Origin of the sequence: Gemmata palustris, assembly GCF_017939745.1 — a bacterium.
GTDB lineage: Bacteria > Planctomycetota > Planctomycetia > Gemmatales > Gemmataceae > Gemmata > Gemmata palustris.
The window spans coordinates 3096253-3118855 of record NZ_JAGKQQ010000001.1 but is presented as its reverse complement, the minus strand read 5'-3'; the positions used below and the strand labels follow the sequence as shown (position 1 = coordinate 3118855).

The following is a 22603-nucleotide window of genomic DNA, read 5'->3' as shown; positions in this document are numbered from 1 at the left end:
GGCGCCCCAATATCAGACAATACCCGCACCGGTCATTGGTTAAAAGCCCGATATCCCGGGGAAAGGCCACCGTTTGTGCCGTTTTAAACGATGGCGCGAACTGTATCGCTTGTTTCAACTCGACTCGATCTGAAATTCAGATCCCGCAATACAATTCGCCGACCGGCACAAAGCCCCCGGCGGCTTCGCACCTGCTATAATCGCGGAATCGTCCTTTTTATCCCGAGCGGAATTGATGTCCACCACCCAGAGTCGCATCTCCCTTCCGGTTTGGCAAGAGCGGTTCGCCGCGCCGTTCGCGCCGACCACGGCCGCGGAAATGGCCGCGCGCGGGTGGGACTTCGTGGACGTCGTGTTCGTCACGGGGGACGCTTACGTCGATCACCCCAGTTTCGCGATGGCGATCCTGCACCGGGTACTGGAACGGGCAGGCTTCCGCGTGGCGATCCTGAGCCAGCCCGAGTGGAAGACGTGCGAGCCGTGGCGCCAGTTCGGGCGCCCGCGCCTGTTCTTCGCGATCAGCGCGGGGAACATGGACTCGCTCATCAACCACTACACCGCGAACAAGAAGGTCCGCAACGACGATGCGTATTCGCCGGGCGGCAAGATCGGGCTGCGCCCGGACCGCGCCACGCTGCCCTACTGCCAGCGCGCCCGCGAAGCGTTCCCGGGCGTGCCGGTGATCGCGGGCGGCGTGGAGGCGTCGCTCCGGCGCCTCGCGCACTACGACTACTGGTCCGATTCGGTGAAGCGCTCGATCCTGCTCGACTCGAAGGCCGACCTCGTCGTGTACGGCATGGGCGAGCAGAGCATTCTCACGATCGCGCAGAAGCTGAAAGCGGGCGGGACGCTGCGTGACCTCCGGGCGATGCGCGGCGTCGCCTACGCGATGGGCGCGAAGGAGTCCGAGGCGTGGATGGCCCAACAGCAGGCCGCCGACGGCGCGGACGGCGCGGCCCTCAGCATTATTCCGTCTTTCGAGCAGGTTCGGGACGACAAATGGGCCTTCGCCGAAGCGACGCGGCTCATCCATACGAACACGAACCCGTTCAACGCGGCCACGCTGGTGCAGTTCCACGACCGGCAGGCGGTGGTGCAGAACCCGCCCGCACTACCGCTCTCGCAGCAGGAAATCGACGCGGTGTACGACCTGCCGTATAACCGCCGCCCGCACCCGAGTTACAAGGAATCGGTCCCCGCGCACGAGATGATTAAGGACTCGGTGACGATCCTGCGGGGGTGCTTCGGCGGCTGCACGTTCTGTTCGATCACGGCGCACCAGGGCCGCATCATCCAGAGCCGGTCGTCCGAAAGCGTAATGAAGGAAGTCCAAAAGCTCGCGGCCGACCCCGACTTCAAGGGGATCATTTCGGACATCGGCGGCGCGACCGCGAACATGTACACGATGCGGTGCTCGCGCCCCGAAGTCGAAGCGAAGTGCAAGCGCCTCTCGTGCGTTCACCCGGGCGTGTGCAAGCTGCTCGGCACCGACCACGGGCCACTCATCGACCTGATGCGCGAGGTGCGCAACGTCGACGGCGTGCGCAAGGTGCTGGTGTCATCGGGCATCCGCATGGACCTCGCGCAGCTCTCACCCGAGTACGTGCGGGAACTCGCGGAGCACCACACGGGCGGGCGCCTGAAGGTGGCCCCCGAACACGCCAGCCCCAAAGTTCTGGAGCTGATGAAGAAGCCGAGCATTGATAACTTCGGCGTCTTCGCCGACCAGTTCCGGCAAGCGAGCGCGGACGCGGGCAAGCCGAAACAGCAGATCATCCCTTACTTCATCGCGAGCCACCCGGGGTGCGATCTCGATGAGATGATTGATCTCGCGCTCTACCTCAAGCAGAACGGTTACCGCCCCGACCAGGTGCAGGATTTTATCCCGGCCCCCTTCGATATCGCGACGTGCATGTACTACGCGGGGCTCGATCCGTTCACGAAGAAGCCCGTGAACACCGCGCGGAACCTGAACGACCGCAAGCTCCAGCGCGCACTGATGCAGTTCTTCAAGCCCGAGAACTACTTCGAGGTTCGCGAGGCCCTCATCAAGGCCGGGCGCGCCGACCTGATCGGAGGCTGCGACGGCCTGATCCCGGCGCAACCACCCAAAGAGGCCATCGAATCACGCCGCAAGCAAGCGAACGCGGCCGCGCGCAACGACCACTATCACTCCGTCGCCAACCCCGCCAAGGGCGAGCAACCGGGAGAACGGCCGGTCCCGCCCCAGGTCAAAAACAAGGGTTACCGGCCCGGACGCAACTCGGCTTCGCGCAAGAACCGAGGACCGGGTAAGCCCCCACCCAAGTAGGAACCCCTGAACTGCCGGCGGCGCTGGTGTGTCCTTCATTGCCGTCGACGTGCCTCACAACGAGTTGTTCACGCTCCGGCGGTTCATGGAGGCGTCCCGATGACCGAAGAAGAATGGCTGACGGGTACGAATCCAACACCGATGCTTGCTCTCCTTCGCTCGAACTCGTCTGTCCGAAAACTGCGGCTGTTTGCTTGCACCTGCGTCCGAACTGTTTGGGACGATTCTTGGCCCGAACGGTGTAAGGATGTCGTTTACACAACAGAACTGTTCGTCGACGGGCGCGCCACGGAAAATGAACTGAACCGCGCCCGCTCACGAGCCTGCCAAGCGTCCCGTCCCGCGATTGGGGCGATGCGCGGCAAGGTAGATTCCGCAGCGGCGCAGGTGTTCGAGTTTCAGCTCATTTTCGCGGCCGAAGCTGCCGCGCCCAACTCCCAGCTCCGCCACCGAATAACCGTTCGTTACGGTCAGTGGTTCCACTACCACATCAACAACCCTTTAATCTCAGTCATGCCGACGGTTCTCCGTGACATCTTCGGCAACCCATTCCGCCCCATCACCTTCTCTCCTTCGTGGCGCACCGATACCGTCTTGGCTCTCGCTGCTCAGATGTACTCATCGCGTGATTTCAGCGCGATGCCGATTCTCGCGGACGCACTTCAAGACGCGGGCAGTGATAGCGCCGAGGTGCTGGACCACTGCCGCGGACCGGGACCGCACGTGCGCGGGTGTTGGGTTGTGGACTTGGTGCTCGGAAAGGACTGAAGCGCCACACGAACAAGTTTCGTGAGGGCCTGTACGTGAGGGCACTCTGATGACCGAAGCGGAGTGGCTGGCGTGTAACGAACCCGAGGCGATGCTGGCGTACTGGCAAGAGAATGCCCGAAGCGAACGGCGGGAGCGGCTCCTCGCCGTCGCTTGCTGCCGGCTCGTGTGGGGCTCCATTACTGGGGAGTGGGAGCGGAACCTAGTCGACGTGGCGGAGCGTGCTGCGGATGACTCGGCAAGCGAATCGGAGTTACGTCGGATTGCACCCCCCGCAATCCGTGGTCCCATGAGGGACGCGGATTGGATGTGGTGGCAGACGTGCAGACGGTGGGTCGACGGGAGAAGGCTGGTAAAATCCTTCGCCAATCTGTACTCGCCTACGGCGGTGGTGGTCGCACTCGATGTTGCCGTCGGATTGGTTCGCGACATCATTCCAAACCCGTTCCGCCCCGTCGCCTTCGCTCCCCCGTGGCGCACCTCCACTGCCGTTACCCTTGCGTCCCAGATGTACGAATCACGCGACTTCGACGTGATGTCGATTCTTGCGGACGCGCTTCAGGACGCGGGGTGCGACAACGGGGATGTCTTGTCGCACTGCCGCGGTCCCGGGCCGCATGTCAAAGGTTGCTGGGTTGTGGACCTTGTTTTGGGCAAGGAATGAGCCCCAACGAAACATTCTCTAATGAGCCCGTTAACAGGTCAGCTCTGGTACAGTACATACCTGCTCCGTAATAAAATGATGAGGAACGCTCAAATACAAACGCAAACGCCCCTGTAATAAAACAGGGGCGTTTCGCCAGAAGCCTTTATTTGGAAACAACTTGCATCAAATCAACAAACATGAGCAAGCGTACAAATATTTACTCCCGCGACTTTCGATATCGCGACGTGCATGTACTACGCGGGTCTCGATCCGTTCACGAAGAAGCCCGTGAACACCGCGCGGAACCTGAACGACCGCAAGCTCCAGCGCGCGCTGATGCAGTTCTTCAAGCCCGAGAACTACTTCGAGGTTCGCGAGGCCCTCATCAAGGCCGGCCGTGCCGACCTCATCGGGGGCTGCGACGGTCTGATCCCGGCGCAACCGCCCAAAGAGGCTATTGAATCACGCCGCAGGCAGGCCAACGCCGCCGCGCGCAACGACCACTACCACTCCGTGGCGAACCCCGCTCAGGGCGAACCCGCGGGCGAGCGCCCCACACCGCCGCTGGTCAAGAACAAGGGCTATCGACCGGGGCGAAAATCGCAGAAGAGGCGGTGAGGGAAGAAGAATGGTGGCGGAGGCTGACGAAGTCACCAACGAGTGGCTTTTGGCAGGCAAGGTGACGAAGTTTCTCTTCTGGAGAACAATCGGATGAAGCACCTCATTCTCATCGCCATCGGGGTCGTGTTGTTGGCGGGTGTCTCTTATACGCAAAACCCTTCCGCACCCGCGAACAACCCTGGCGCGGAACCGCCGCCTTACCGCTACTTGGGCAACGCCACCAAAGAGCCTCTGGGCGGTCAGCCGCCTGAAGGCGTGCGTCCGTCGCAGGCGGATTTCGACTATCAGGTGAAGTATCAGCGCGCCTTCGAGGCCGTGGTCTGGGGCATGCCCGCCGTCGCGATCTACCGCTTCCGCGCCGCAGCAATGGACGACCTCGGAATGAAGGACAACGACATCATCACCTACTCTCAGACCGCAGGCCCGAATCTCGAAGCTATAACCGCCAACAGCAGCACGCCGTACATCGCGGCGTACACCGACTTGCAAAAAGGTCCGGCCGTTCTCGAAGTGCCGGTAGCGGGACCGGAGGGGAGCCTGTACGGGCAAGTCGTCGATGCGTGGCAGTTCACGATTGCGGACGTCGGGCCGAAGGGTTTGGATCTGGGCAAGGGCGGGAAGTACCTCTTCACACCGCCGGGATACAAAGAGAAGATCCCCGAGGGGTACATCCACGTCGCCTCCCCGAACTACCGCGTCGCGCTGGCGTTTCGGTCGATCGTCGCACCGGGCAAGACTCAGAAGGATGCGTTCGACTACGCCCAGAAGCTCCGCCTGGTACTATCTGTCCGAAGCGGCTAACCCGCCGGAGCAGAAGTTCGTTGACCCGGTGAACGACCGCTACGCGACGATTCCGTTCTTCGACGAGCGGCACTTCCAGGACATTTACAACATCGTGACCGTCGAGCCGGTCCGTCCAATCGACAAGCACATGATGGGGATGCTCGCGTCTCTGGGCATCGAGAAGGGCAAGCCATTCGCGCCCGACGCGACCAGCAAAAAGGCCATGCGGCAGGCGGCTGTTGACGCATGGTACTACCTTCAGGGCTACCTCGACAAGTTGCCCCAAGAAAAGCTCTACTGGCCCGACCGACACTACGTCTCGCTGATGATGGCGGACACGAATAAGACGTTCACCTACGAGTACGCTGACAAGATCGACATCGACCTGCGTGCCGCACAGTACCTCTGGTGTACCTACGTGCCCAAGGTGCTGAGTGACGACCCGGCCGTACAGTACATGGTCGCGCTTGGGGATGCCAACGGCAAACTCTTGGAGGCAGGCAAGACGTACAAGGTGGACGTACCCAAAGAGATGCCCGTCAAGCAATTCTGGGCGCTCACGGTGTATGACCACGCCACCTTCGGATTCATCTACACCGACTCCAAGCGCACGACGCTCTCCAGTTATGACCTGGAGAAGCTGAAGAAAAACACAGACGGTTCCGTGACGCTGTACGTCGGCCCCAAAGCACCCGAGGGGATGGAGTCGAACTGGATTCCGACGGCGGGGAAACGTCCGATGCCGACGATTCGCTTCTACGGTCCGAGCGAGGAGTTCAACAAGAAGGCCTTCAAGATGCCGGATTTCACTGTTGTCAACTAAGAAACGGTAAGGGAAAAAGGTTAAAATTCTTGCTGATGGAACGGACCACTCAAGGCCCGGCTCCTTTGGAAAAGTAGAAAGGTAGACTTCATATGGGACGAATTTTCGAGAAGCGCAAATACTCGATCTTCAAGACCGCGGCCCAGAACTCGAAGGTCTATTCCAAGTACAGCAAACAACTGTACGTGGCGGCCAAGAACGGCGTGCCCGACCCGCACGCCAATCCGGTTCTGCGCAGCATCATTGACAGGGCCAAGCGCGACAACGTGCCGAGCCACGTGATTGAAAAGGCGATTCAGAAAGCCGCGGGCGCGGGGGGAGAGAGCTACCAGTCGGCGCGGTACGAGGGTTTCGGCCCCGGCGGTTCGCTCGTCATCATCGACTGCTTGACTGACAACAATACGCGCACGATCTCCGACGTTCGCAGTTGCTTCACCAAGACCGGCTCCAAACTATCTGCCAGTGGATCTGTGGTGATGCTGTTCGATCATTTGGCCGTAATTTCTTTCGCCGGCAGCAGCGAAGAGAAAGTGCTGGAGGCCATGTTCGCCGCGGACGTCGCCGTCGAGGAGGTCGAAAGCAAGGACGGCACCGTTACGGTCTTTGTGCCTCCCGCCGAGTTCTACAAAGCCAAAACCGCATTGCACGGAGCATTCCCCGACCTTGAGTTCGATGTCCAGGAAATCACGTTCCTTCCGCGGGAAACGAAACAGCTCAGCGGGGACGACTTGGCCCTGTTCGAGAAATTCTTGGGTATGCTAAACGATTGCGATGACGTGCAGGATGTCTACCACAACGTCTCTCTTTCGTGAACGTTCGGGGTTCCGTGAGTGAGGCGTTGTAAACGTGCTGACCGGGCGGCGTTGAACAACTTGAGAGAAAAGAAAAACGGCGCCCAGGTCCGCTCCAGTTGGAGCAGGCCTGGGCGCCGCAGTGGACGAGTCCGACGGGGGCGCTACTTCGCCTTCACGTCGTAGCAGTACATCACGGTCTGATCGCGGATGTAGAGCTTGCCGTTGACAATAACCGGGTGCGGCCAGCTCTGTGAGTGCGACCGCTGATCGGCCGCGGGGAGCTTGAACGATGACACCACCTTCAGCTCTTTGGGGTCCGGCTCGATGAGCACGAGCACGCCGTTCTCGTACCGGAAGTACAGGCGCCCGTCCGCGGCGAGCACGGCCGCCGACTTCTGCCCGCCGGCGGGCGATTTTTCCGGCCCCCACTTGACCTCGCCCGTCTTGAAATCCACGCACACCGGGCTCCCGCCGTTCTGGTCGTGCCCGAAGTAGACGTGCCCGTCGACCAGTACCATGCCGCCGTGGTGGTTGTTGAGCTGCGGCTTCCGGTACGCTTTGATCTCCTTGACCTCGAATGCGTCCTTCCCCTTTGGCACGATCTGCAGAAGGGCGGCGCCACCACCGTAACTGCACGACACCCACACCCGGTCGTCCTTCACGACCGGAATCGGGATCTGCGCGATGCCTCCGGTGGCCGCGGTTCCCTTGTACTGCCACAGCACCTTCCCGGTCTCGGTATGAACCCCGACGAGCCCCGACCCGTTGCCGAGGAGGACGAGGTACTGCGGCACCCCGCCGAGCGTGGCCTTGACGGGCGACGAGTACCCCTGGCCCGATGAGAACCCCCGGCTGTTCGGGGCACCGATTTCGCCCGCGTCGGCCTTCCATACGGTCTCACCCGTGTCGGCCTTGAGCGCGACCACTGCGGCCCCTTTCGCCGCCGGGGTGCAGATGATCTTGTCGCCGTCGGCCAGTATCGAGTCGCTGTACCCCCACGCGACGCCGGCCTTGCTGCCGACCGCCCCGCCGAAGTCCTTCACGTAACTCTTCGACCACACGGGCGTACCGTCCTTCGCGTTCAGGCACGACAACGTGCCGTCGGCGCTCACGGTGTACAACTTGTTATTGTGGACGGTGGGCGTGCTGGCCGGGCCGTTCGATTGAGGAAACAAGTCACTGGCCGAGGTCGCGAACGGGCGGAACCACAGTTCGGAGCCGTCCGCTTCCTTCAGAGCCCAGACGCCGTCCTTGCCGTCGCGCGCGCCGACGCCGTAGATGACGCCGCCCGCGAACGACGGCGTGCCCCAGCCGAGGCCCAAGTTCTTCGCGGTCCAGAGCTGCTTGGGGCCGCCTTCGGGCCAAGCTTTGAGTAGACCAGTCTCGGTACAAACGCCGTCACGGTTTGGGCCGCGAAACCCGGGCCAGTCGGCGGCCGGCGCTACCGTGCCACTGAATAGCGCCGAGGCGAAGAGTGCAAGTCGAAGAGTCATAAATGAGTTACTCCGAGTGATCGTCTGAAAAGCTCGCCCGGCCCCTGCGACGCATCGGGACGCGGAAATCGACCGCTCTCAAGGATGGGATGTACGAGGGGTCTCCGGGACGTTGCCCCGACCGGCGAAGGGAATGGTAACCCGAGTCTCCAAGGAGCCGGTAACCCGTTCGTCTAGAGTTCTTGCCTAATCTTCCAAAAGCGTTGGAGATGTCTGTGAATGTGAATGACCGCTGCGGGTAGACTGTGGGTGAACGAGGTCGATCGGCCGGGAGGACGGGCGTGGCAACGGACGAGTTGGCCAGACTGGTGGCCGCGATCGAGCGGCACGCACCGACGGACGGCGTGTGCCGCACGGCGGTGCCCGGGTTGATTATTGCCCGGCTCCCGGAGCCGAGCGCCCCCAACGCCCTCGTGGTCGATCCGTCCCTGTGCATCGTCGCGCAGGGCGCGAAAGAAGTGTTCCTCGCGGGCGAAGTGTACCGGTACGACCCCGCCCACTCGCTGCTCGTGTCGGTCGACCTCCCGATCTCCGCCCGAGTGGTCGAAGCGACCCCCGCCCGGCCGTGTCTGGCGGTCCGCCTCTCCTTCGACCCGTCGGTGGTCGGCGAACTGCTGGCCGACTTCCCGGACGCCTTGCCCCCCGGCCCGCCCGCACGCGGGGCCGACGTGAGTCCGGTCGAACCGCAGCTTTTGGACGCGGTCGGCCGGCTCGTGGCCCTCCTCGATTCGCCGCAAACTCTTGAGCCGCTGACCCCGCTCGTGCTCCGGGAGATCACCTTCCGGGTGCTCATCGGCCCGCAAGGGGCGCGGCTGAGACAGATCGCCACGGCCGGGGCACCGGCCCACCAGATCGCCCGCGCGATCCGGTGGCTCCGGGACCATTTCGCGGACCCGCTCCCCGGTGAGGCGCTGGCCCGGCAAGCCCAGATGAGTCTGTCGGGGTTCCACCAGCACTTCAAAGCGGTGACGGGCTTGAGCCCACTGCAGTACCAAAAGCAACTACGTCTCCAGGAGGCGCGGCGGCTGATGCTCGGCGAGGGACTGGACGCAGCAACGGCGGCACTTCGGGTCGGGTACGAGAGCCCGTCGCAGTTCAGCCGCGAGTACCGGCGGCTGTTCGGGACACCGCCGCGTCGGGATGTGGCCGCACTCAAAGTCGTCGTCCAGACACCGGGTTAGTCCGGCTGAGAAATAGCAAAGCCCCTCCCCGCATCGCGACGTGCAAGTACACGGGGTTCGGCCCGTTCACGAAGAAGCCCGCGAACACCGCGCGGAACTTGAACGACCGCAAGCTCCCGCGTGCTGATGCAGTTCTTCAAGCCCGAGCACTATTTCGAGGTGCGCGAGGCGCTCATCAAGGCGGGTCGTGCCGACCTGATCGGAGGCTGCAACGGCCTGATCCCGGCGCAACCGCCCAAAGAGGCCATCGAAGCGCGCCGCAAGCAGGCCGCGCGCAACGACCACGACCACTCCGTCGCTCACACCGCCAACGGCGAACCCGCCGGCGAACGCACCACCCCGCCGCTGGCCAAGAACAAGGGCTACCGGCTGGGGCGCAAGTCGCAGAAACAGCGGTAAGTGAGGGCGAAATAGAGCGGGCTCACAACCACAGTTGTAGCGGACGGTTCTGCCCGTCAGAAAGACGGGGGGAGGGCGGACTCAGTGAGCGGACTCGAACCACCCCGGCAATTCTTGCGTACAAGAGGCTACCCAGCAAACGTGCCACAAAGCGTAGCGTTACCCAAGAAGTCGATCGAGGAGTAGAACGTGGCACTGCTCACCCGCGGTCTTCGCGCTTTGACGGCTCTGTCCCTCCTCGCCGCGTTCTCCGTCAGCGCCGCAGGGTGGGACAATCCCGCAAAGCCGGAACAGAAGACCAGCAGCAATGACAAGAAGGCACCTACTGCCAAAGGCGAGATCGTTTCGGAGACGGGCAAGAGCGTGATGTACGTGTTCCAGTCCAAGAACGGTGACTACTGGTTCGGGAGCAACGACCGGGGGGTGTATCGCTACAACGGGAAGACCCTGGTTAACTTCACCACGAAGGACGGACTGGTCAGCGACCGCATCCGTGGGATTCAGGAGGATACGGCGGGGGCCGTCTACTTCACCACCTACGAGGGCATCAGTCGGTTCGACGGCAAGTCGTTCACCACCCTGGTCGCATCGGAGAGGGCCGATGCAACGGAATGGAAACTCCAGCCGGGCGACCTGTGGTTCGTGGGGCCTCCGGATGCCGGCGTGGTCTTTCGGTACACCGGCAAGTCGCTCCACCGCTTGGAATTCCCCAAAACTAAACTCGGCGACGAGCACTTGGAGCGAATGCCGCGCTCGAAGTTCCCGAACGCGATCTACAGCCCGTATGACGTGTACTGCATTTTGAAAGACAGCAAGGGCAACCTCTGGTTCGGCAGCACCTGCGTCGGCGTGTGCCGGTACGACGGCAAGTCATTCGACTGGCTCACCGACAAGACCCTGACGGAGGCACCGGTTCGGTCCATCCTCGAAAACAAGAAAGGAAACTACTGGTTCACCTATAGTGGCAATAGGCCGCTCGATGGCCTCAAGGCGGTGAACGACTTTGGCAAGTTGCAAGCACGGGCGGAAGGCACCATCGTTGAAGGCACGTCGATCATCGAAGACGACAACGGCACGCTCTGGACCGCGGCGTTAAGTGCTGGCGTATTCAAATACGACGGAAAACAGAAGGTCGGGTACCCTATCAAGGAAGGCAATACCACTATTGAGGTGTTCGCTATTTACAAAGACAATCGGGGCGATTTATGGCTCGGGACGCACAACGGAGGGGCGTACAAGTTCAACGGCAAGACGTTCGAGAAGTTCCGGCCGTGACGACAGAAAAAGAGCTACCACAAGAAATCCTCACCAAATCTAGGCGGTAATATCGCGGTTTCCTTTGCTCTGTATGACTGGCCGGTTTCAAATTATTCTGGTACCTGCAGGCCAACCCGGTGCAGAAGTTGTCGGTTCGCAACCGCACATAGCCGGCCATATGCACTCCGCCCTCTTCGACATCGCGACGTGCATGTACTACACGGGTCTCGATCTGTTCACGAAGAAGCCCGTGAACACCGCGCGGAACCTGAACGGCCGCAAGCTCCAGCGCACAATTATGCCGTTCCCAACTGTGGGTCGCGGACCCGGTGCTCGGCAAGCAGTAGCGAACAGAAGTAGGGCCGCACCACTGCGGATTGTGTTCTTATTTTCACTAATAAAGTTGATATCGTAACTCACCTGCGCGTATAATGTGGTATGGGAAAATGTCCTGTTCAACGTGGTCGAACGGCGTGGCTTCAACCCACCAATTTCGACACGGCAACGGGCGCGGCGCAGCGCGAATGTTAGCCGTTGTGAGTGTCGCGTGTCATTTTTCCCCGGCGAAATCGCGATCCGGGCGCCCGACCCCGAAATGTTAGCAATTGTTACCCGCGCTCGGGCGCGTCCGCGGGTGGTGGGTCGTAGAGTTGATACTCGACAAGGAATGACTTCGGGCACGCGGCGACGAGCGAGAACACCGGCGTGCTGGTTCTAGCTTCCGTCTCACACTCAGCGCAATGTGGCGTAAGTCGTCGGGGGTGAGTTCGACCGAAGCGGCCCCGGTATTCTCATCGAAGCGATGAAGCCTCGGCGGTGTCGAAGAATGTGACGCCGCGGTCCACGGCCGCCCGGATAACGGAGGTCATCTCCTGCGTGTCTTTGGGCGGGCCGTAGCCGAAGCTCATGCCCATGCAGCCGAGACCGATGGCCGATACTTCCAGATTGCTCGTTCCGAGTTTGCGCGTTTGCATTGCTGTTTCTCCTCGCGGGTTGTCGTTCCGATCCCGGTCAGGCCCGGTACTGTTCGTCGCTCACCGGCTCCATCCAGTCGGCGGTCTTGCCGTCGAGCTCTTCCACGATGGCGATGTGCGTCATCGCGGTGGTTGCCGTTGCGCCGTGCCAGTGCTTCTCACCGGGCGGGAACCAGACCACGTCGCCCGGGCGAATGGGCTCGATCGGCCCGCCCCAGCGCTGAACCAGCCCGCACCCCGCCGTCACGATCAGGGTCTGGCTCAGCGGGTGGGTGTGCCACGCGGTCCGCGCGCCGGGCTCGAACGTGACGCTGGCGCCGAACCCCCGCGCCGGCGCGGGAGCCTTGAATAGGGGGTCGATGCGGACCGAGCCGGTGAAATACTCGGCCGGCCCCGTGCCGGAAGGTTGCGAGCCGCTTCGTTTGATGTCCATTTCCCGAACTCCTTTGCTTCAGACGCAGAACGCACAGGGCTTCTACCCGATGCGCCTGAACTCTGCGCTCGGTGGAGGGATTGTAGACCGAATCTTCGAGGGACCGGTAACCCGATCGTCCCGGACCTTTGCCCAATCCTCCACGCCCCGGGCGGCGCCCGCGCCGGTGGTCGTATGCGAGTCGTGCGACCGTCGATATGCTGACTGTTGTGCCGGTGGTCGGCGGCGGCGGCGCGATGCGCACACAGCCGCGCCCGTTCCCGAATCGAAGGCGCAGTAACCGTTGGAGTCACGCACGATGGCAGAAACCTCTCCCGAACCCGAATCGCGCAAGGTGTTCGTCGCCGAGAGCGCGCACGTCGCCGAAGCGGTGATCCGGTTGCTCGCGGCCAATGACATCGCGGCCGAGATCGAGCAGCCCCCGCCGCAACCGGCCTCCGCACTCACCGGGATGAGCGACGAGGCCCCGGCCGACGAACTCCCGGTTGTGGTCACCGACCCGGCGAAGGTGCAGGCCGCACTAGAGTTGCTCTCCGCGGCCCAAACGATGACCGCACTGAACGCAGTGCGCGAGAAGCGCGCGAGCCGCACCGGGACGGTCACGGCCGTGTGCGAGGATTGCGGCAAGTCGTCCGAGTGGCCGGCCCAGAAGATGGGCACGACGGAGAACTGCCCCCACTGCACCGGCTTCATGGACATCCCCGACCCGGACGAAGACTGGTCCGAGATGGATTTCGGGGTTCCCGAAGACGAGAATGAAGAAGACGACAACTAGCCCGGTAACGGGCCGGGAGGGTATTTATGGTCGCGAGCGTAGAACCGCGGGTCGAGATCGACGACCGCATCCGCGAACAGCCGGAGTTGTTGGACGCCGTGGCTCAGGCCACCGATTACCTGCGGCACCACCTCGGTGGCGTCGCAGTTCCCGCTCTCATCCGCTGGTCCGTTTCCCCCGGTGACGAAGCGCGGATCGTGCTCACGATTTCGGACGCGACCGACTCTGCGGGTCCGGCGGCCGCGCGCGCGATTTCCGCGCAGCACCTCGCGGGCGACCCGTACCGGCGCGACGTGCTCACGCTCAACGTGTTTAGCGACCTGTTGGGGGAGCGCTCCAAAAAGAACCGGGCGCGAATTAACGAACTGGTGCGCGCCATCGATTTCGATGCACTCGCGGAAGCGTACACCAACGTCCTCAACGCCCAGTAAGCGGTTCCCACTAACTTCGCCGGAGTTCTTCCGTGGCCGGAAAATCGCCTACCGAGTTGAACGACCTTATTGCCGTGCTGAATACCGAACTCGCCGTCTTAACCAAAGACCTTGACCTGCTCCGCGATGCGTTCGGTCGCGCGGAACTTGCGGAAGCCCGCGAGCGGCTCACGCGCGCCGAATCGCTCCTGGCCCTCGTCGACATCCGCGCCCTCCTCGCACACATCGCGACCCTCCAAGAGCAGGTCGCGGAACTAAAGAAGTGGCGCGAGGAGACCGAGCGGAAGCGGTGGCAGTTCTGGCTCGGGGTCGGCATTTGCGGCATCACGTTCACGGCCAACTTGGTCATGAACCTCGTCCTCTTTCTCGCCCGAAAGCCCGGCTAATGTCGTTCGTACTGCCCCCATTTACCGTTGCGCCCCAAGAAGCGGGGTTCACGCTCGCGAAGGTGCTGCGATCGCGGCTCGGCGGACCGTCGTGGACCGACGTCCGCAAGCTCATCGCCGCGCGCCGCGTCAAGGTCGGCGACGCGATCTGCTCGGACGAGGCGCGCCGCGTCAAGGAGGACGAGGTCGTCGTGCTCCTGGAGCACCCCAAACCGCTCCCGCGGTCCGCGCACCCGGAACGGCTCGTCGTCCGGCACCTCGACGAACACGTTGTCGTGGTTGAGAAGCCCTCGGGGGTGAACACGGTTCGGCACCCCGCGGAGCTGGAGTGGTCCGAGCAGCGCCGCGAACTCGACCCCACGCTCCAAGACCTCACGCAGTGGGCCGTCGCCCACCAACTCAATCGCGACCCGCGCGACATGAACGGCTTGCGGATCGTTCACCGGCTCGACAAGGAAACGAGCGGGCTGGTCGTGTTCGCGCGCTCGGTGCTCGCCGAGCGCGAACTCGGGCTCCAGTTCCGCAAGCACACCGTCGTCCGGCGGTACCTCACCGTCGTGCCCGGGATGTTGAGCGGCCAAACGATCCGCTCGCGCCTGGTGGACGACCGCGGGGACGGCCGGCGCGGGAGCACGAAGCTCCCGGGCGTGGGTAAAGAAGCCGTTACGCACATCGCGCTGGAAGAACGGCTCACGGGCCACACGCTGCTCTCGTGCCGACTGGAGACGGGCCGCACGCACCAGATCCGTATTCACCTGTCGGAAGCCGGGCACCCGGTGTGCGGCGATAAGGTGTACGTGAAGAGGGCGAACGGCGAAGTGTTCGACGACAAGAGCAAGGCCCCGCGCCTCGCGCTCCACGCCACGGAGTTGGGCTTCGAGCACCCGGCCAGCGGCGAGCACCTGCACTGGTCGATGCCGCTCCCCAGTGACTTGCAGAAGTTCGTTGAGAGATTGAGGGCGAAAAATGCTTCGCCGGGTTAGAACACAGCTCCTTGAGCCAACCAGGTGGCACTAAAGCACACCCACTGCTCCTTCTCGCGGCAATAGGACAGATACATTTGCCCCGAAGGGCGCTGATAAATGTGAGTAACCGCTTCCGGGTAGAGGCGCTGAACGCTCAACGGCGGCATCCCGTAGTGCCCCGCCCAGTGTTCCGTTGGTGGGCCGAAGTGCTCGGTGATACTCGCTTCGGTGTGCCCAACAAAGCACCGGTCGAACTCGTACCAGTTCGCGGCATCCGCTTCGGAATACGCCGGCCCTTCGATCGTGCCCGGGAGAGGGAACTTCGGCGGGCCTACGGCACTTCGCGTGAGGTAGGGCCAGTAGGTCACCGCCGCCAGTGCGCCGGTCGCAACACAGGGAACCAACAGTACAATCACGAGCCGGAGCGCCCAGCCACGGCGGTTCGTCATTTTGTGCCCCCCGAAGCGAGCTACTTCACCAGCCCGAACTTCTCGATCTTCCGGTCCAGCGTGGAGCGCTCGATCCCGAGAATCGTCGCGGCCTTCGATTTGTTCCAGTCGGTGTGCTTGAGCGTTTCCAGAATGTGCCGCTTCTCCACGTCGTCGAGCGGCTCCGGCCGGTACGCGGCGACCACGCCCACCACGGGCGCGCCGATGTCGAGTTCGGACAGCCAGATGTCCGCGGTGTCGAGGTGCGGACCGCTCCCGAGCGCCACCGCGCGCTCGATCACGTTTCGGAGCTCGCGCACGTTCCCGGGCCAGCGGTACACCCGAAGTTTGTCCAGCGCCGCGGGGGTGAACCCCTTGATCTTCCGCCCGGTTTCGCGGACGAACTTCTTCAGGAAGTGGTCGGCCAGCACCGGCACGTCGTCCAGGCGCTCGCGCAGCGACGGTACGTCGAGCTGCACCACCTGGAGCCGGTAGAACAGGTCGCGCCGGAACGTACCCGCGCGCACCGCTTCTTCGAGCGGCCGGTTGGTCGCCGCGACCACGCGCACGTCCACCTTGATGGCCACGTTCCCGCCCACGCGCTCGAACGGGTGCCCCTCCAGCACGCGCAGGAACTTCGCCTGGGTGGTGAGCGCCATTTCGCCGATTTCGTCGAGGAAGATGGTCCCGTTGTCGGCGGCCTCGAACTTCCCGACCATGCGCTCGGTCGCGCCCGTAAACGAGCCCTTCTCGTGGCCGAACAGCTCGCTCTCGAGCAGCGTTTCCGTGAGCGCGGCGCAGTTCAAACAGATGAACGCGCCCTCGCGCCGCGGGCTGTTCTGGTGGATCGCGCGGGCGACCAGTTCCTTGCCCGACCCGCTCTCCCCGCGGATCAGCACGGTCGCCCGGGTCTCGCCCACGCGGGCGATCTGCCCCTCGATCTTCCGCAGCGGTTCGCTCCCGCCGACGATCTCGCTCTCGATCTTGAGCTGGGTCCGCAGGCTGCGGTTCTCGGCCGAGAGGTTCACTTGCCGCGCGAGTTTGTGCCACGCGGTGCCGAGTTGCCGGGCCACCGCGAGCGTGAACTCGAGGTCGTCCGCGTTCAGCGGGGAGTGCCCGGACGTGCGGTACAGGTGCAGCAGCCCGAGCACCTTGTCGTCGAACAGGATCGGCGCGCAGATCAGGCTCGCGACCTTCAGTTCCGCGATGCTGTCGCGGTCCGCGAGCATCCGGTTCGCGGCCACGTTCTCGGCGAGCACGGCCTGCTTGTCGGAGAGCACCTCGCTGCTGACGAACTGCGACACCTTGTGGTACGTCGCCGGGCCGCCCCCGCGCACGCGGTGGACCAGCAGTTCCAGGTCCTTCGGCTCCTTCAGCGCGAGAATCGCCACCACCTCGGCCGGGGTCGCGCGGAACACCGAGTCCACCGCGAGCGCGCACAGCTCGCCCGTGTCCGCGGCGGCGGCCATGTCGAGCGCGAGCCGGTACAGCACGCCGATGGCTTGCGGCGGGGCCACGCGCGCGTCCACCCGCACCGTGTCGGGTTCGGGCACGTTGGGGGCGCCGGTCTGCTGGTACCGCGTCTGCCCGAGCCGCTTGCGGATCTCGAGGCCGTCCACCTTTTCCGCCGGCTTGGGGGCGGCTTGGGGCAGATCGGGCAACTGGCTCATCTCGTCGATGAACAGGAGCCGCGTGCGGCCGACCCGGACCTCGTCCAGCGGGCGCAGCGGGCGGTCGTTGCGGAGCGCTTCGCCGTTCAGGTGCGTCCCGTTGAGGCTCCCCAGGTCGCGCACGAACCACCCGTCCTCGGCCGCGAAAACCTCGGCGTGCTCGCGGCTGCACAGGTCGTCGCGCAGGACGACGCGGTTGGTCGGCGCGCGGCCGAGCTTGTACCGCGTCCCCTCGTGCAGAGGGAACACGTCACCGAAACCGTCGTCGCGGCGCGCGACGAGGAACGCGCTGGGGGGGTGAGCCATTGGCATGGGTTGGAGGAAAGGCGACTTCCTTCACCATAGAAGACAAAGACAAGAAGGTGCAAGCTGGAACCGGCACCTTGCCGCCCCAACGCGCGCCAAAAGGGGCGATTCTAGCGCGAAAAGTAATACCCGAGGTACACCAGCACGCTAAACGACACGAGCGTGAACATCAGAGCCGCCGGGCTGACAGTCGCGTACCCGAACCGCGTGTTCACTTCGGTGGGGGGGACGAAAATATCCGATGATTCCGTCCCGCCGTCCTCTTCAAGGAGCGAAATGGGCTCCGATACCACGCGACTCGTCCACAGTGCCACGCTCCCGAATACCATCAGCGCAAAAGCCGCAATGTGAACGATTGCAGGCACTTCGACGTCGCCCTGTTCGTTACCCAGTTTGACCGCGAGCGCGAGGAAAATCGCGAGGCCGTTGTTCATTGCGTGGAGCAGGATCGGTGCCCAAATGGAGCGGGTCACGAGGTAAACGAAGTGGAGATACATCCCCATTGTGGCAATCACGACCAGTTGCGCCGGGTCGAGGTGCATGGCCGAGAACAGCGCGGACGTGAGCAGTACACCCACAACGACACCGTTTCGCGCGCACAGCCCGCGCCCCAGGAACCCGCGGCACCAGAACTCTTCGACCACGCCCGGCCCGAGCGCGACCGCCAGAACCGTGAGCGGCCACGGGAACTGACCGAACACACCGTTGAGTGCCTTCAGCGCCGGCGGTGGTTTCATGCCGGTGATTGTGAGAAACAGCGTCTGAATGAGGTCCGACGCGATAATGAACCCCGGCACGAGCAGCAGCACGAGCACGACGTGGAGCCAGTGTGGTCGGCGGACACCGATTTGCCGCTTCCAGTCCGGGCCGATCCGACGCGGAAGTACGAGCAGGATGAGCCCCAGAGAAACGACCTGCGCCGCGAGCATCCCCCACGCGAGCGATTGGCCGAATTCAAAGGGAATCGGCGGGCGGTCTCCTTCGACCTTCAGATCGACCGACTTCCCGAACCCGGCGAGCTGTTCGTCGACAAACGTCTTCGGGTCCGGCGCGGTTAGCGCGTAAGCCGTGAACGCGATCGTCACGGCCACAATCGCGCCGAGCATCTGCGTCGCGATGAAGATCACGCACCACAGCACCGCTTCGATGAACCCCGGCTTCGGGCGCGGGGGCACGAGTGCGAGCGCCGGTTCGGGGCGCGTCACCAGCGGCGGATCGTTAGCGAGTTCACTCATGGGCGCGGGTCTTCACCACAGCGGAAGCGCAAATGCGCCCTCGGGTTCACAACGGTCTGCTACTATCATCCGCTAACAATTTCGGATCGGCCAATCTACCGGCCCGAATCTGTTAAAGTGTTAAGCGTTCGCGCGAGAGTGGCGCTTCAGCCCACCCTAATCTCATTTCGGACCGCTGTCGCATGTCGAACGAGCCGCGACCGCAAGGGAACGCGGTTTTGGTTTCCGGTGTGGAACGGCAAACACACGAAATCTGTTGCGACTCCCGCTCCCTGTGATCGCGGCTCATTCGACAGGAATCTGTTGCGGTCAGTACCGCAGCCAGCCGTTGTACTCCATCAGTTGCAGTATCCATGGGTTGCGCCACGGGTTCCACGCGGGGTAGAACACGCTCAGCACACCGAACCCCAAGAGCAACGCACACAACAGGCGCCCGGCTTCGCTCCTGGCGAGCCGGTCCGCGGCCGGGGGAATTGCGAGCACCCACAGTGGGATCAGCCAGAATAGCCAGCGCGGGCCACTCGTGTTCCCGCCGTAGTTGTAGCTCTGAACGCGCGTCAAATAGAACGCGAACACGGCGACCGACACGACCAGCGTCATCGCGGCGAACAGTTCCGGCGTCCACCCCGTACCGGTGCCCTTCTTGCTGCTAAAGAGCTTCTGTACCGCGGGGGCACTCTTGATCCCCATCACCAGTAGCCCGACGAACGCGATCAACCAGACCGGTGTTAAGCTGAACCACCCGTGGTGCCCGAGGGTGAGGTGGAACGCATAGACCGTTGTTGGTTCGTCGTTAAAGTCGATGCCCTTTGCGGCCGGCGTCCCGCGCTTGGCCCAGTGGCTCCCCTCAAAATTGTACCACGGACCGCCGAATTCGCTGTAAGCCGGCAGCAACTTCCCCAGCGCCGCGTAGTTGGCCGCGAACAGGGCTGCGAACGGTAACAGCGCACACGGGGTGAAGAACAGGATGGTGTTGCGCGGTCGGGCGATGAACAGCGGGAGGAAGATCGCGGCGAAGAACGCCAGCGCCGGCAACTCGAACGTGGCCGCCAGCGCCGAGAAGAACCCGCACCCGCAGTAGCCCGCGGGCGTCATGTCGCGGTTCTCGGCGATCGCCCGCAACAACGGGTAACTCGCGAACAGGATGCAGTACGCCGCGGGCAGGTGATTGTTCAGTGTGCCCGAGAACGTGAGCAGGAACGTGCCCACCGACGCGACCGCGAACGCGAGCAGTTTGCCGAAGTCGGTCTTGCCCGTCACGTCGAGCAGTTTGCCGAGGAGAACCAGGTACACCAGAAAGGGAAGCACGTTCCAGGTGAGCACGATCGCGGGGATCACGAGCCAGCGGTCCTTCACAATGTCCCAGTCCAGCCCCTTGTTGAGCACCCAGTATTCGCACGCGACCAGTACCGACATGAGCGGCGGCTTGCTCGAATAGAACTCCTTCGTTTCGGGGTTCATCACGATGTCCAGGCTCTTGTAGGCCGGCTCCGCGACGATGCCCTCGTCCTTGTACTTCTTGGGGTCTTTCGGGTCGGGGTAGGTGCGCTTGCCGATCACGAACGTGCGGTCGTGAACGATCGCGCGAACGGTGGCCCAGCGCGATTTGTCGTTGGAACTGAACGTCGGTACCGGGTCCGGGCGCGTGTCCGGCCACTTGCGGTCCGGTTCGGCGCCGTACCCGCCCTTTTCCGCGGCCTTGTACCGGCTCGGTTCGATCACGTTCTCGGCGCCAACGGTTTTCGCGGCGGCAATCGCCACCGCCGCGACCATCAGGAGCAAAAACGCCGATCGGCGGATGTCGGACGGTTCGGCAGCCATCAGCGCGCTTCCTGCTTGTTTGGTGTGTGCTCCGCGACGCTGTACGGGTCGTTATCGAGCCACTTCCGCGCGACGGTCATCTCCGCCACTAAACCCGCGAGCAAGCACTGGGCGCCGAGCAGACCACAACCCACCGACAGAATCAACACGACCATTTGCGTGAACGGACCGGCGCCGAGCGCGCCATCGAACTGCCGGAGGAGCAGATTCGCCAGGAGCAGGAACAGCCCGAACACCGCGCCGCTCCCGAACGTCAGCCCCCACGCCCCGAGAAAGTGGTTCGGCCGGCGCCCGAAGCCGGTGAGGAGCCGCACCGTGGTCACATCGAGCGCGCCCTTAATGAATCGCTTCCAGCCGTACTTGGAACTCCCGAACTTCCGTGCGCGGTGCTGGATCACGAGTTCGCCCACCTTGAACCCGCGCGCGGTCGCGAGGACCGGCACGAACCGGTGGAGCTCGCCGTACAGGTAGACCTCGCGTAGCGCTTCCGCGCGGTACGCCTTCATCCCGCAGTTGTGATCGTGGAGGTGAACGCCGGTCAGCACGCTCAGGAACTTGTTGAACACGCGACTCGGGAACACCTTGTGCCAGGGGTCGTGTCGGACCTTCTTCCACCCGCTCACCACGTCCAACCCGCCCCGCAGCGCGTCCAGGAAGCGCGGGATTTCGTGCGGGTCGTCTTGCAGGTCCGCGTCCATTGTGATGATGACGCTCCCGCGCGCGGCGGAGAACCCCGCGGCGAGCGCGGCGGCCTTACCGAAGTTGCGCCGGAACTTGATCCCGCGCACGCGATCATCTTTGACGGCCAGTTCGCGCACGATGTCCCACGAGCCGTCCTTGCTGCCGTCGTCGATGAAGATCATCTCGACGCGCTCGGGCAATTTCTGCGCGACCTCGGCGATTTCCGCGTGCAGCGCAACCAGGCTCTCCCGCTCGTTGAAAACCGGGATCACCAGTGAGAGGAGGGGGGCCGGTTTGCCTTCGAGTTCCCCGGGGCTAGACATGCGGCGTCTCGTGGTGAATCGCAATCGTCTCGTCGTGACGAGCCGGCGGAGGGAGGGTGGGTTTCTTCGCGTAGAGTAAGAGGCCGACGACGACTTCCGCAATGGTCCACGTCAAGCGGAGCGCGAGGGCCACTACGATGGCCACCTGGCCCGCGTGCTCCGTGCCCAGCGCGGACACGAGTTGCGGGGCCAGCGCCCACCGCAGTACGAACTCACGGGCACCGAGTCCACCGGGTGCGACCACGACCACGAATCCTGCCACGTAGCACAGCGCGACTGCGGCCAGATCCATCGTGAACGCTTTCGCGCCCCACTCCGGCGCGTCCGGCAGCAGCCCGTGAACGGTTAACCCCAGGCTCAGCGCGAGTAAACAGTACCCACACGCGCCGTGAACGAGTCCCTGAGCCAACAGAAAGACGGACGGCGCCGGAAGCGGGCGCGCGTCCGGCCCGCGCCGCTTCTTGGCGATCCGCACCGCGAGTTTGTTCAGGATGCCCAATCCCAGCGGCAGCGCCGCGACCGCGAACAGGAGCGTCGTGCGCCCCGAAACTTCGGGCGGCAGCACCCCCAGCGCGGGCAGGAACAGCACGCCCAATAGCGCTCCGGCCGCCATACTCGTGAGCGTTTCGTAAGTCGCCGTCACCGCAACGGGGATCGGGTGCCCGCCGTGGTGCCGCAGCATCGCCACGCGCATCAGCAGCACCGCCACTTTTCCCGGAATGTATTTTCCGAACTGGCTGATGTAGTACGCCCGCAACCCGACCGCCCACGACACCCGAACGCCCTGACTGTGCAGCAGGCGCACCCAGAACGTGGACCAGCACAGGTGCGCCAGCAGGTACAGCACGCCGGCCGGGACCAGCAGTTCCACCCGCACCCGAATCGGGAGCGTCCCGGGTTCGATCCCCTTCAAGGTATTGTGGAAACTCCACCCCACCGCGATCACGATCACGACCGCGACCGCAGTTTCGATCGCGAGCCGGAACTTCCTGTGCTTGCCGTTGGACATGAACCGGATTCTACGAGGCGCGACGGGGTCCGGTCACTCGTGGGCCGTCTTCAGTGTAGTCCGCTCGCTCCGCGAGCGGGTGTGGTCCCG

Annotated in this window: 20 protein-coding genes and 2 pseudogenes; 13 read left to right on the top strand and 9 right to left on the bottom strand. The window is 63.6% G+C overall.

From position 1 onward, the window contains the following. The first annotated feature begins 235 nt into the window (after nucleotides 1-235). From J8F10_RS12680 to J8F10_RS12650, 6 genes and pseudogenes are all read left to right on the top strand, one after another. Entirely contained in the window at nucleotides 236-2311 is a 2076-nt protein-coding gene (locus tag J8F10_RS12680) for a YgiQ family radical SAM protein (RefSeq protein WP_210654169.1), read from the top strand. A gap of 354 nt (nucleotides 2312-2665) precedes the next feature. After that, nucleotides 2666-3079, top strand: a complete 414-nt coding sequence (locus J8F10_RS38765; RefSeq protein WP_246523233.1) for a hypothetical protein — start codon at nucleotides 2666-2668, stop codon at nucleotides 3077-3079. A 49-nt stretch (nucleotides 3080-3128) separates the two neighbouring features. Continuing rightward, nucleotides 3129-3743, top strand: coding sequence for a hypothetical protein (locus J8F10_RS38760; protein WP_246523224.1), 615 nt, complete (start codon nucleotides 3129-3131; stop codon nucleotides 3741-3743). Nucleotides 3744-3974: 231 nt separating this feature from the next. Beyond that, on the top strand, nucleotides 3975-4343 hold the full coding sequence (locus J8F10_RS12665; protein ID WP_210654168.1) for a DUF3362 domain-containing protein: 369 nt from the start codon (nucleotides 3975-3977) through the stop codon (nucleotides 4341-4343). Nucleotides 4344-4436: 93 nt separating this feature from the next. Further along, a pseudogene (locus tag J8F10_RS40790) lies at nucleotides 4437-5952 on the top strand (DUF1254 domain-containing protein). A gap of 92 nt (nucleotides 5953-6044) precedes the next feature. Next, nucleotides 6045-6764 (top strand): YebC/PmpR family DNA-binding transcriptional regulator, encoded by a 720-nt coding sequence (locus J8F10_RS12650; RefSeq protein WP_210654165.1) that lies wholly within the window; start codon nucleotides 6045-6047, stop codon nucleotides 6762-6764. A gap of 143 nt (nucleotides 6765-6907) precedes the next feature. Here the strand turns inward: J8F10_RS12650 and J8F10_RS12645 are convergent, their stop codons facing one another. Beyond that, complete coding sequence (locus tag J8F10_RS12645) at nucleotides 6908-8239, bottom strand: outer membrane protein assembly factor BamB family protein (protein ID WP_210654164.1); 1332 nt, start codon at nucleotides 8237-8239, stop codon at nucleotides 6908-6910. A gap of 281 nt (nucleotides 8240-8520) precedes the next feature. Here J8F10_RS12645 and J8F10_RS12640 point away from each other — a divergent pair, with 281 nt between their 5' ends. The 3 genes from J8F10_RS12640 (at nucleotide 8521) to J8F10_RS12630 (ending at nucleotide 11094) form a co-directional block, all read left to right on the top strand. Continuing rightward, entirely contained in the window at nucleotides 8521-9420 is a 900-nt protein-coding gene (locus J8F10_RS12640; RefSeq protein ID WP_210654163.1) for an AraC family transcriptional regulator, read from the top strand. Between the two features lie 126 nt (nucleotides 9421-9546). After that, nucleotides 9547-9819, top strand: coding sequence for a DUF3362 domain-containing protein (locus J8F10_RS12635; RefSeq protein WP_246524202.1), 273 nt, complete (start codon nucleotides 9547-9549; stop codon nucleotides 9817-9819). A 189-nt stretch (nucleotides 9820-10008) separates the two neighbouring features. Further along, entirely contained in the window at nucleotides 10009-11094 is a 1086-nt protein-coding gene (locus tag J8F10_RS12630) for a ligand-binding sensor domain-containing protein (protein ID WP_210654162.1), read from the top strand. Between the two features lie 791 nt (nucleotides 11095-11885). Here the strand turns inward: J8F10_RS12630 and J8F10_RS12625 are convergent. After that, a pseudogene (locus J8F10_RS12625) lies at nucleotides 11886-12050 on the bottom strand (aldo/keto reductase); the annotation flags it as partial. Between the two features lie 37 nt (nucleotides 12051-12087). Further along, complete coding sequence (locus J8F10_RS12620) at nucleotides 12088-12483, bottom strand: (R)-mandelonitrile lyase (RefSeq protein WP_210654160.1); 396 nt, start codon at nucleotides 12481-12483, stop codon at nucleotides 12088-12090. 298 nt (nucleotides 12484-12781) lie between these two features. On the opposite strand from J8F10_RS12620, the gene J8F10_RS12615 reads away from it, so the two are divergent. The 4 genes from J8F10_RS12615 to J8F10_RS12600 are packed head-to-tail and all read left to right on the top strand — an operon-like array spanning nucleotide 12782 to nucleotide 15058. Next, a complete protein-coding gene (locus J8F10_RS12615) occupies nucleotides 12782-13258 on the top strand; it encodes a hypothetical protein (protein ID WP_210654159.1) in 477 nt (158 codons plus the stop codon). A gap of 26 nt (nucleotides 13259-13284) precedes the next feature. Continuing rightward, nucleotides 13285-13689, top strand: a complete 405-nt coding sequence (locus tag J8F10_RS12610) for a hypothetical protein (protein ID WP_210654158.1) — start codon at nucleotides 13285-13287, stop codon at nucleotides 13687-13689. Between the two features lie 32 nt (nucleotides 13690-13721). Continuing rightward, nucleotides 13722-14075: a hypothetical protein gene (locus J8F10_RS12605; RefSeq protein ID WP_210654157.1), complete on the top strand. Its 354-nt coding sequence runs from the start codon at nucleotides 13722-13724 to the stop codon at nucleotides 14073-14075. Continuing rightward, nucleotides 14075-15058: an RluA family pseudouridine synthase gene (locus J8F10_RS12600; protein ID WP_210654156.1), complete on the top strand. Its 984-nt coding sequence runs from the start codon at nucleotides 14075-14077 to the stop codon at nucleotides 15056-15058. The genes J8F10_RS12605 and J8F10_RS12600 overlap by 1 nt, the downstream gene beginning before the upstream one ends. Here J8F10_RS12600 and J8F10_RS12595 read toward each other — a convergent pair. The 6 genes from J8F10_RS12595 to J8F10_RS12570 all read right to left on the bottom strand — a co-directional run bounded on the left by J8F10_RS12595 (nucleotide 15055) and on the right by J8F10_RS12570 (nucleotide 22513). After that, nucleotides 15055-15489 (bottom strand): hypothetical protein, encoded by a 435-nt coding sequence (locus J8F10_RS12595; protein ID WP_210654155.1) that lies wholly within the window; start codon nucleotides 15487-15489, stop codon nucleotides 15055-15057. The two genes, J8F10_RS12600 and J8F10_RS12595, sit on opposite strands and share 4 nt — an antisense overlap. Before the next feature lie 20 nt (nucleotides 15490-15509). Beyond that, nucleotides 15510-17444, bottom strand: a complete 1935-nt coding sequence (locus J8F10_RS12590; protein WP_210654154.1) for a sigma 54-interacting transcriptional regulator — start codon at nucleotides 17442-17444, stop codon at nucleotides 15510-15512. A gap of 110 nt (nucleotides 17445-17554) precedes the next feature. Continuing rightward, a complete protein-coding gene (locus tag J8F10_RS12585; protein ID WP_210654153.1) occupies nucleotides 17555-18679 on the bottom strand; it encodes a CPBP family intramembrane glutamic endopeptidase in 1125 nt (374 codons plus the stop codon). 309 nt (nucleotides 18680-18988) lie between these two features. After that, nucleotides 18989-20500, bottom strand: coding sequence for a hypothetical protein (locus tag J8F10_RS12580; protein ID WP_210654152.1), 1512 nt, complete (start codon nucleotides 20498-20500; stop codon nucleotides 18989-18991). Continuing rightward, on the bottom strand, nucleotides 20500-21504 hold the full coding sequence (locus J8F10_RS12575) for a glycosyltransferase family 2 protein (protein WP_210654151.1): 1005 nt from the start codon (nucleotides 21502-21504) through the stop codon (nucleotides 20500-20502). The genes J8F10_RS12580 and J8F10_RS12575 overlap by 1 nt, the downstream gene beginning before the upstream one ends. Then, nucleotides 21497-22513, bottom strand: a complete 1017-nt coding sequence (locus J8F10_RS12570) for a lysylphosphatidylglycerol synthase transmembrane domain-containing protein (RefSeq protein WP_210654150.1) — start codon at nucleotides 22511-22513, stop codon at nucleotides 21497-21499. Before J8F10_RS12570 ends, J8F10_RS12575 begins: the two co-directional genes overlap by 8 nt. Nucleotides 22514-22603: the final 90 nt, after the last annotated feature.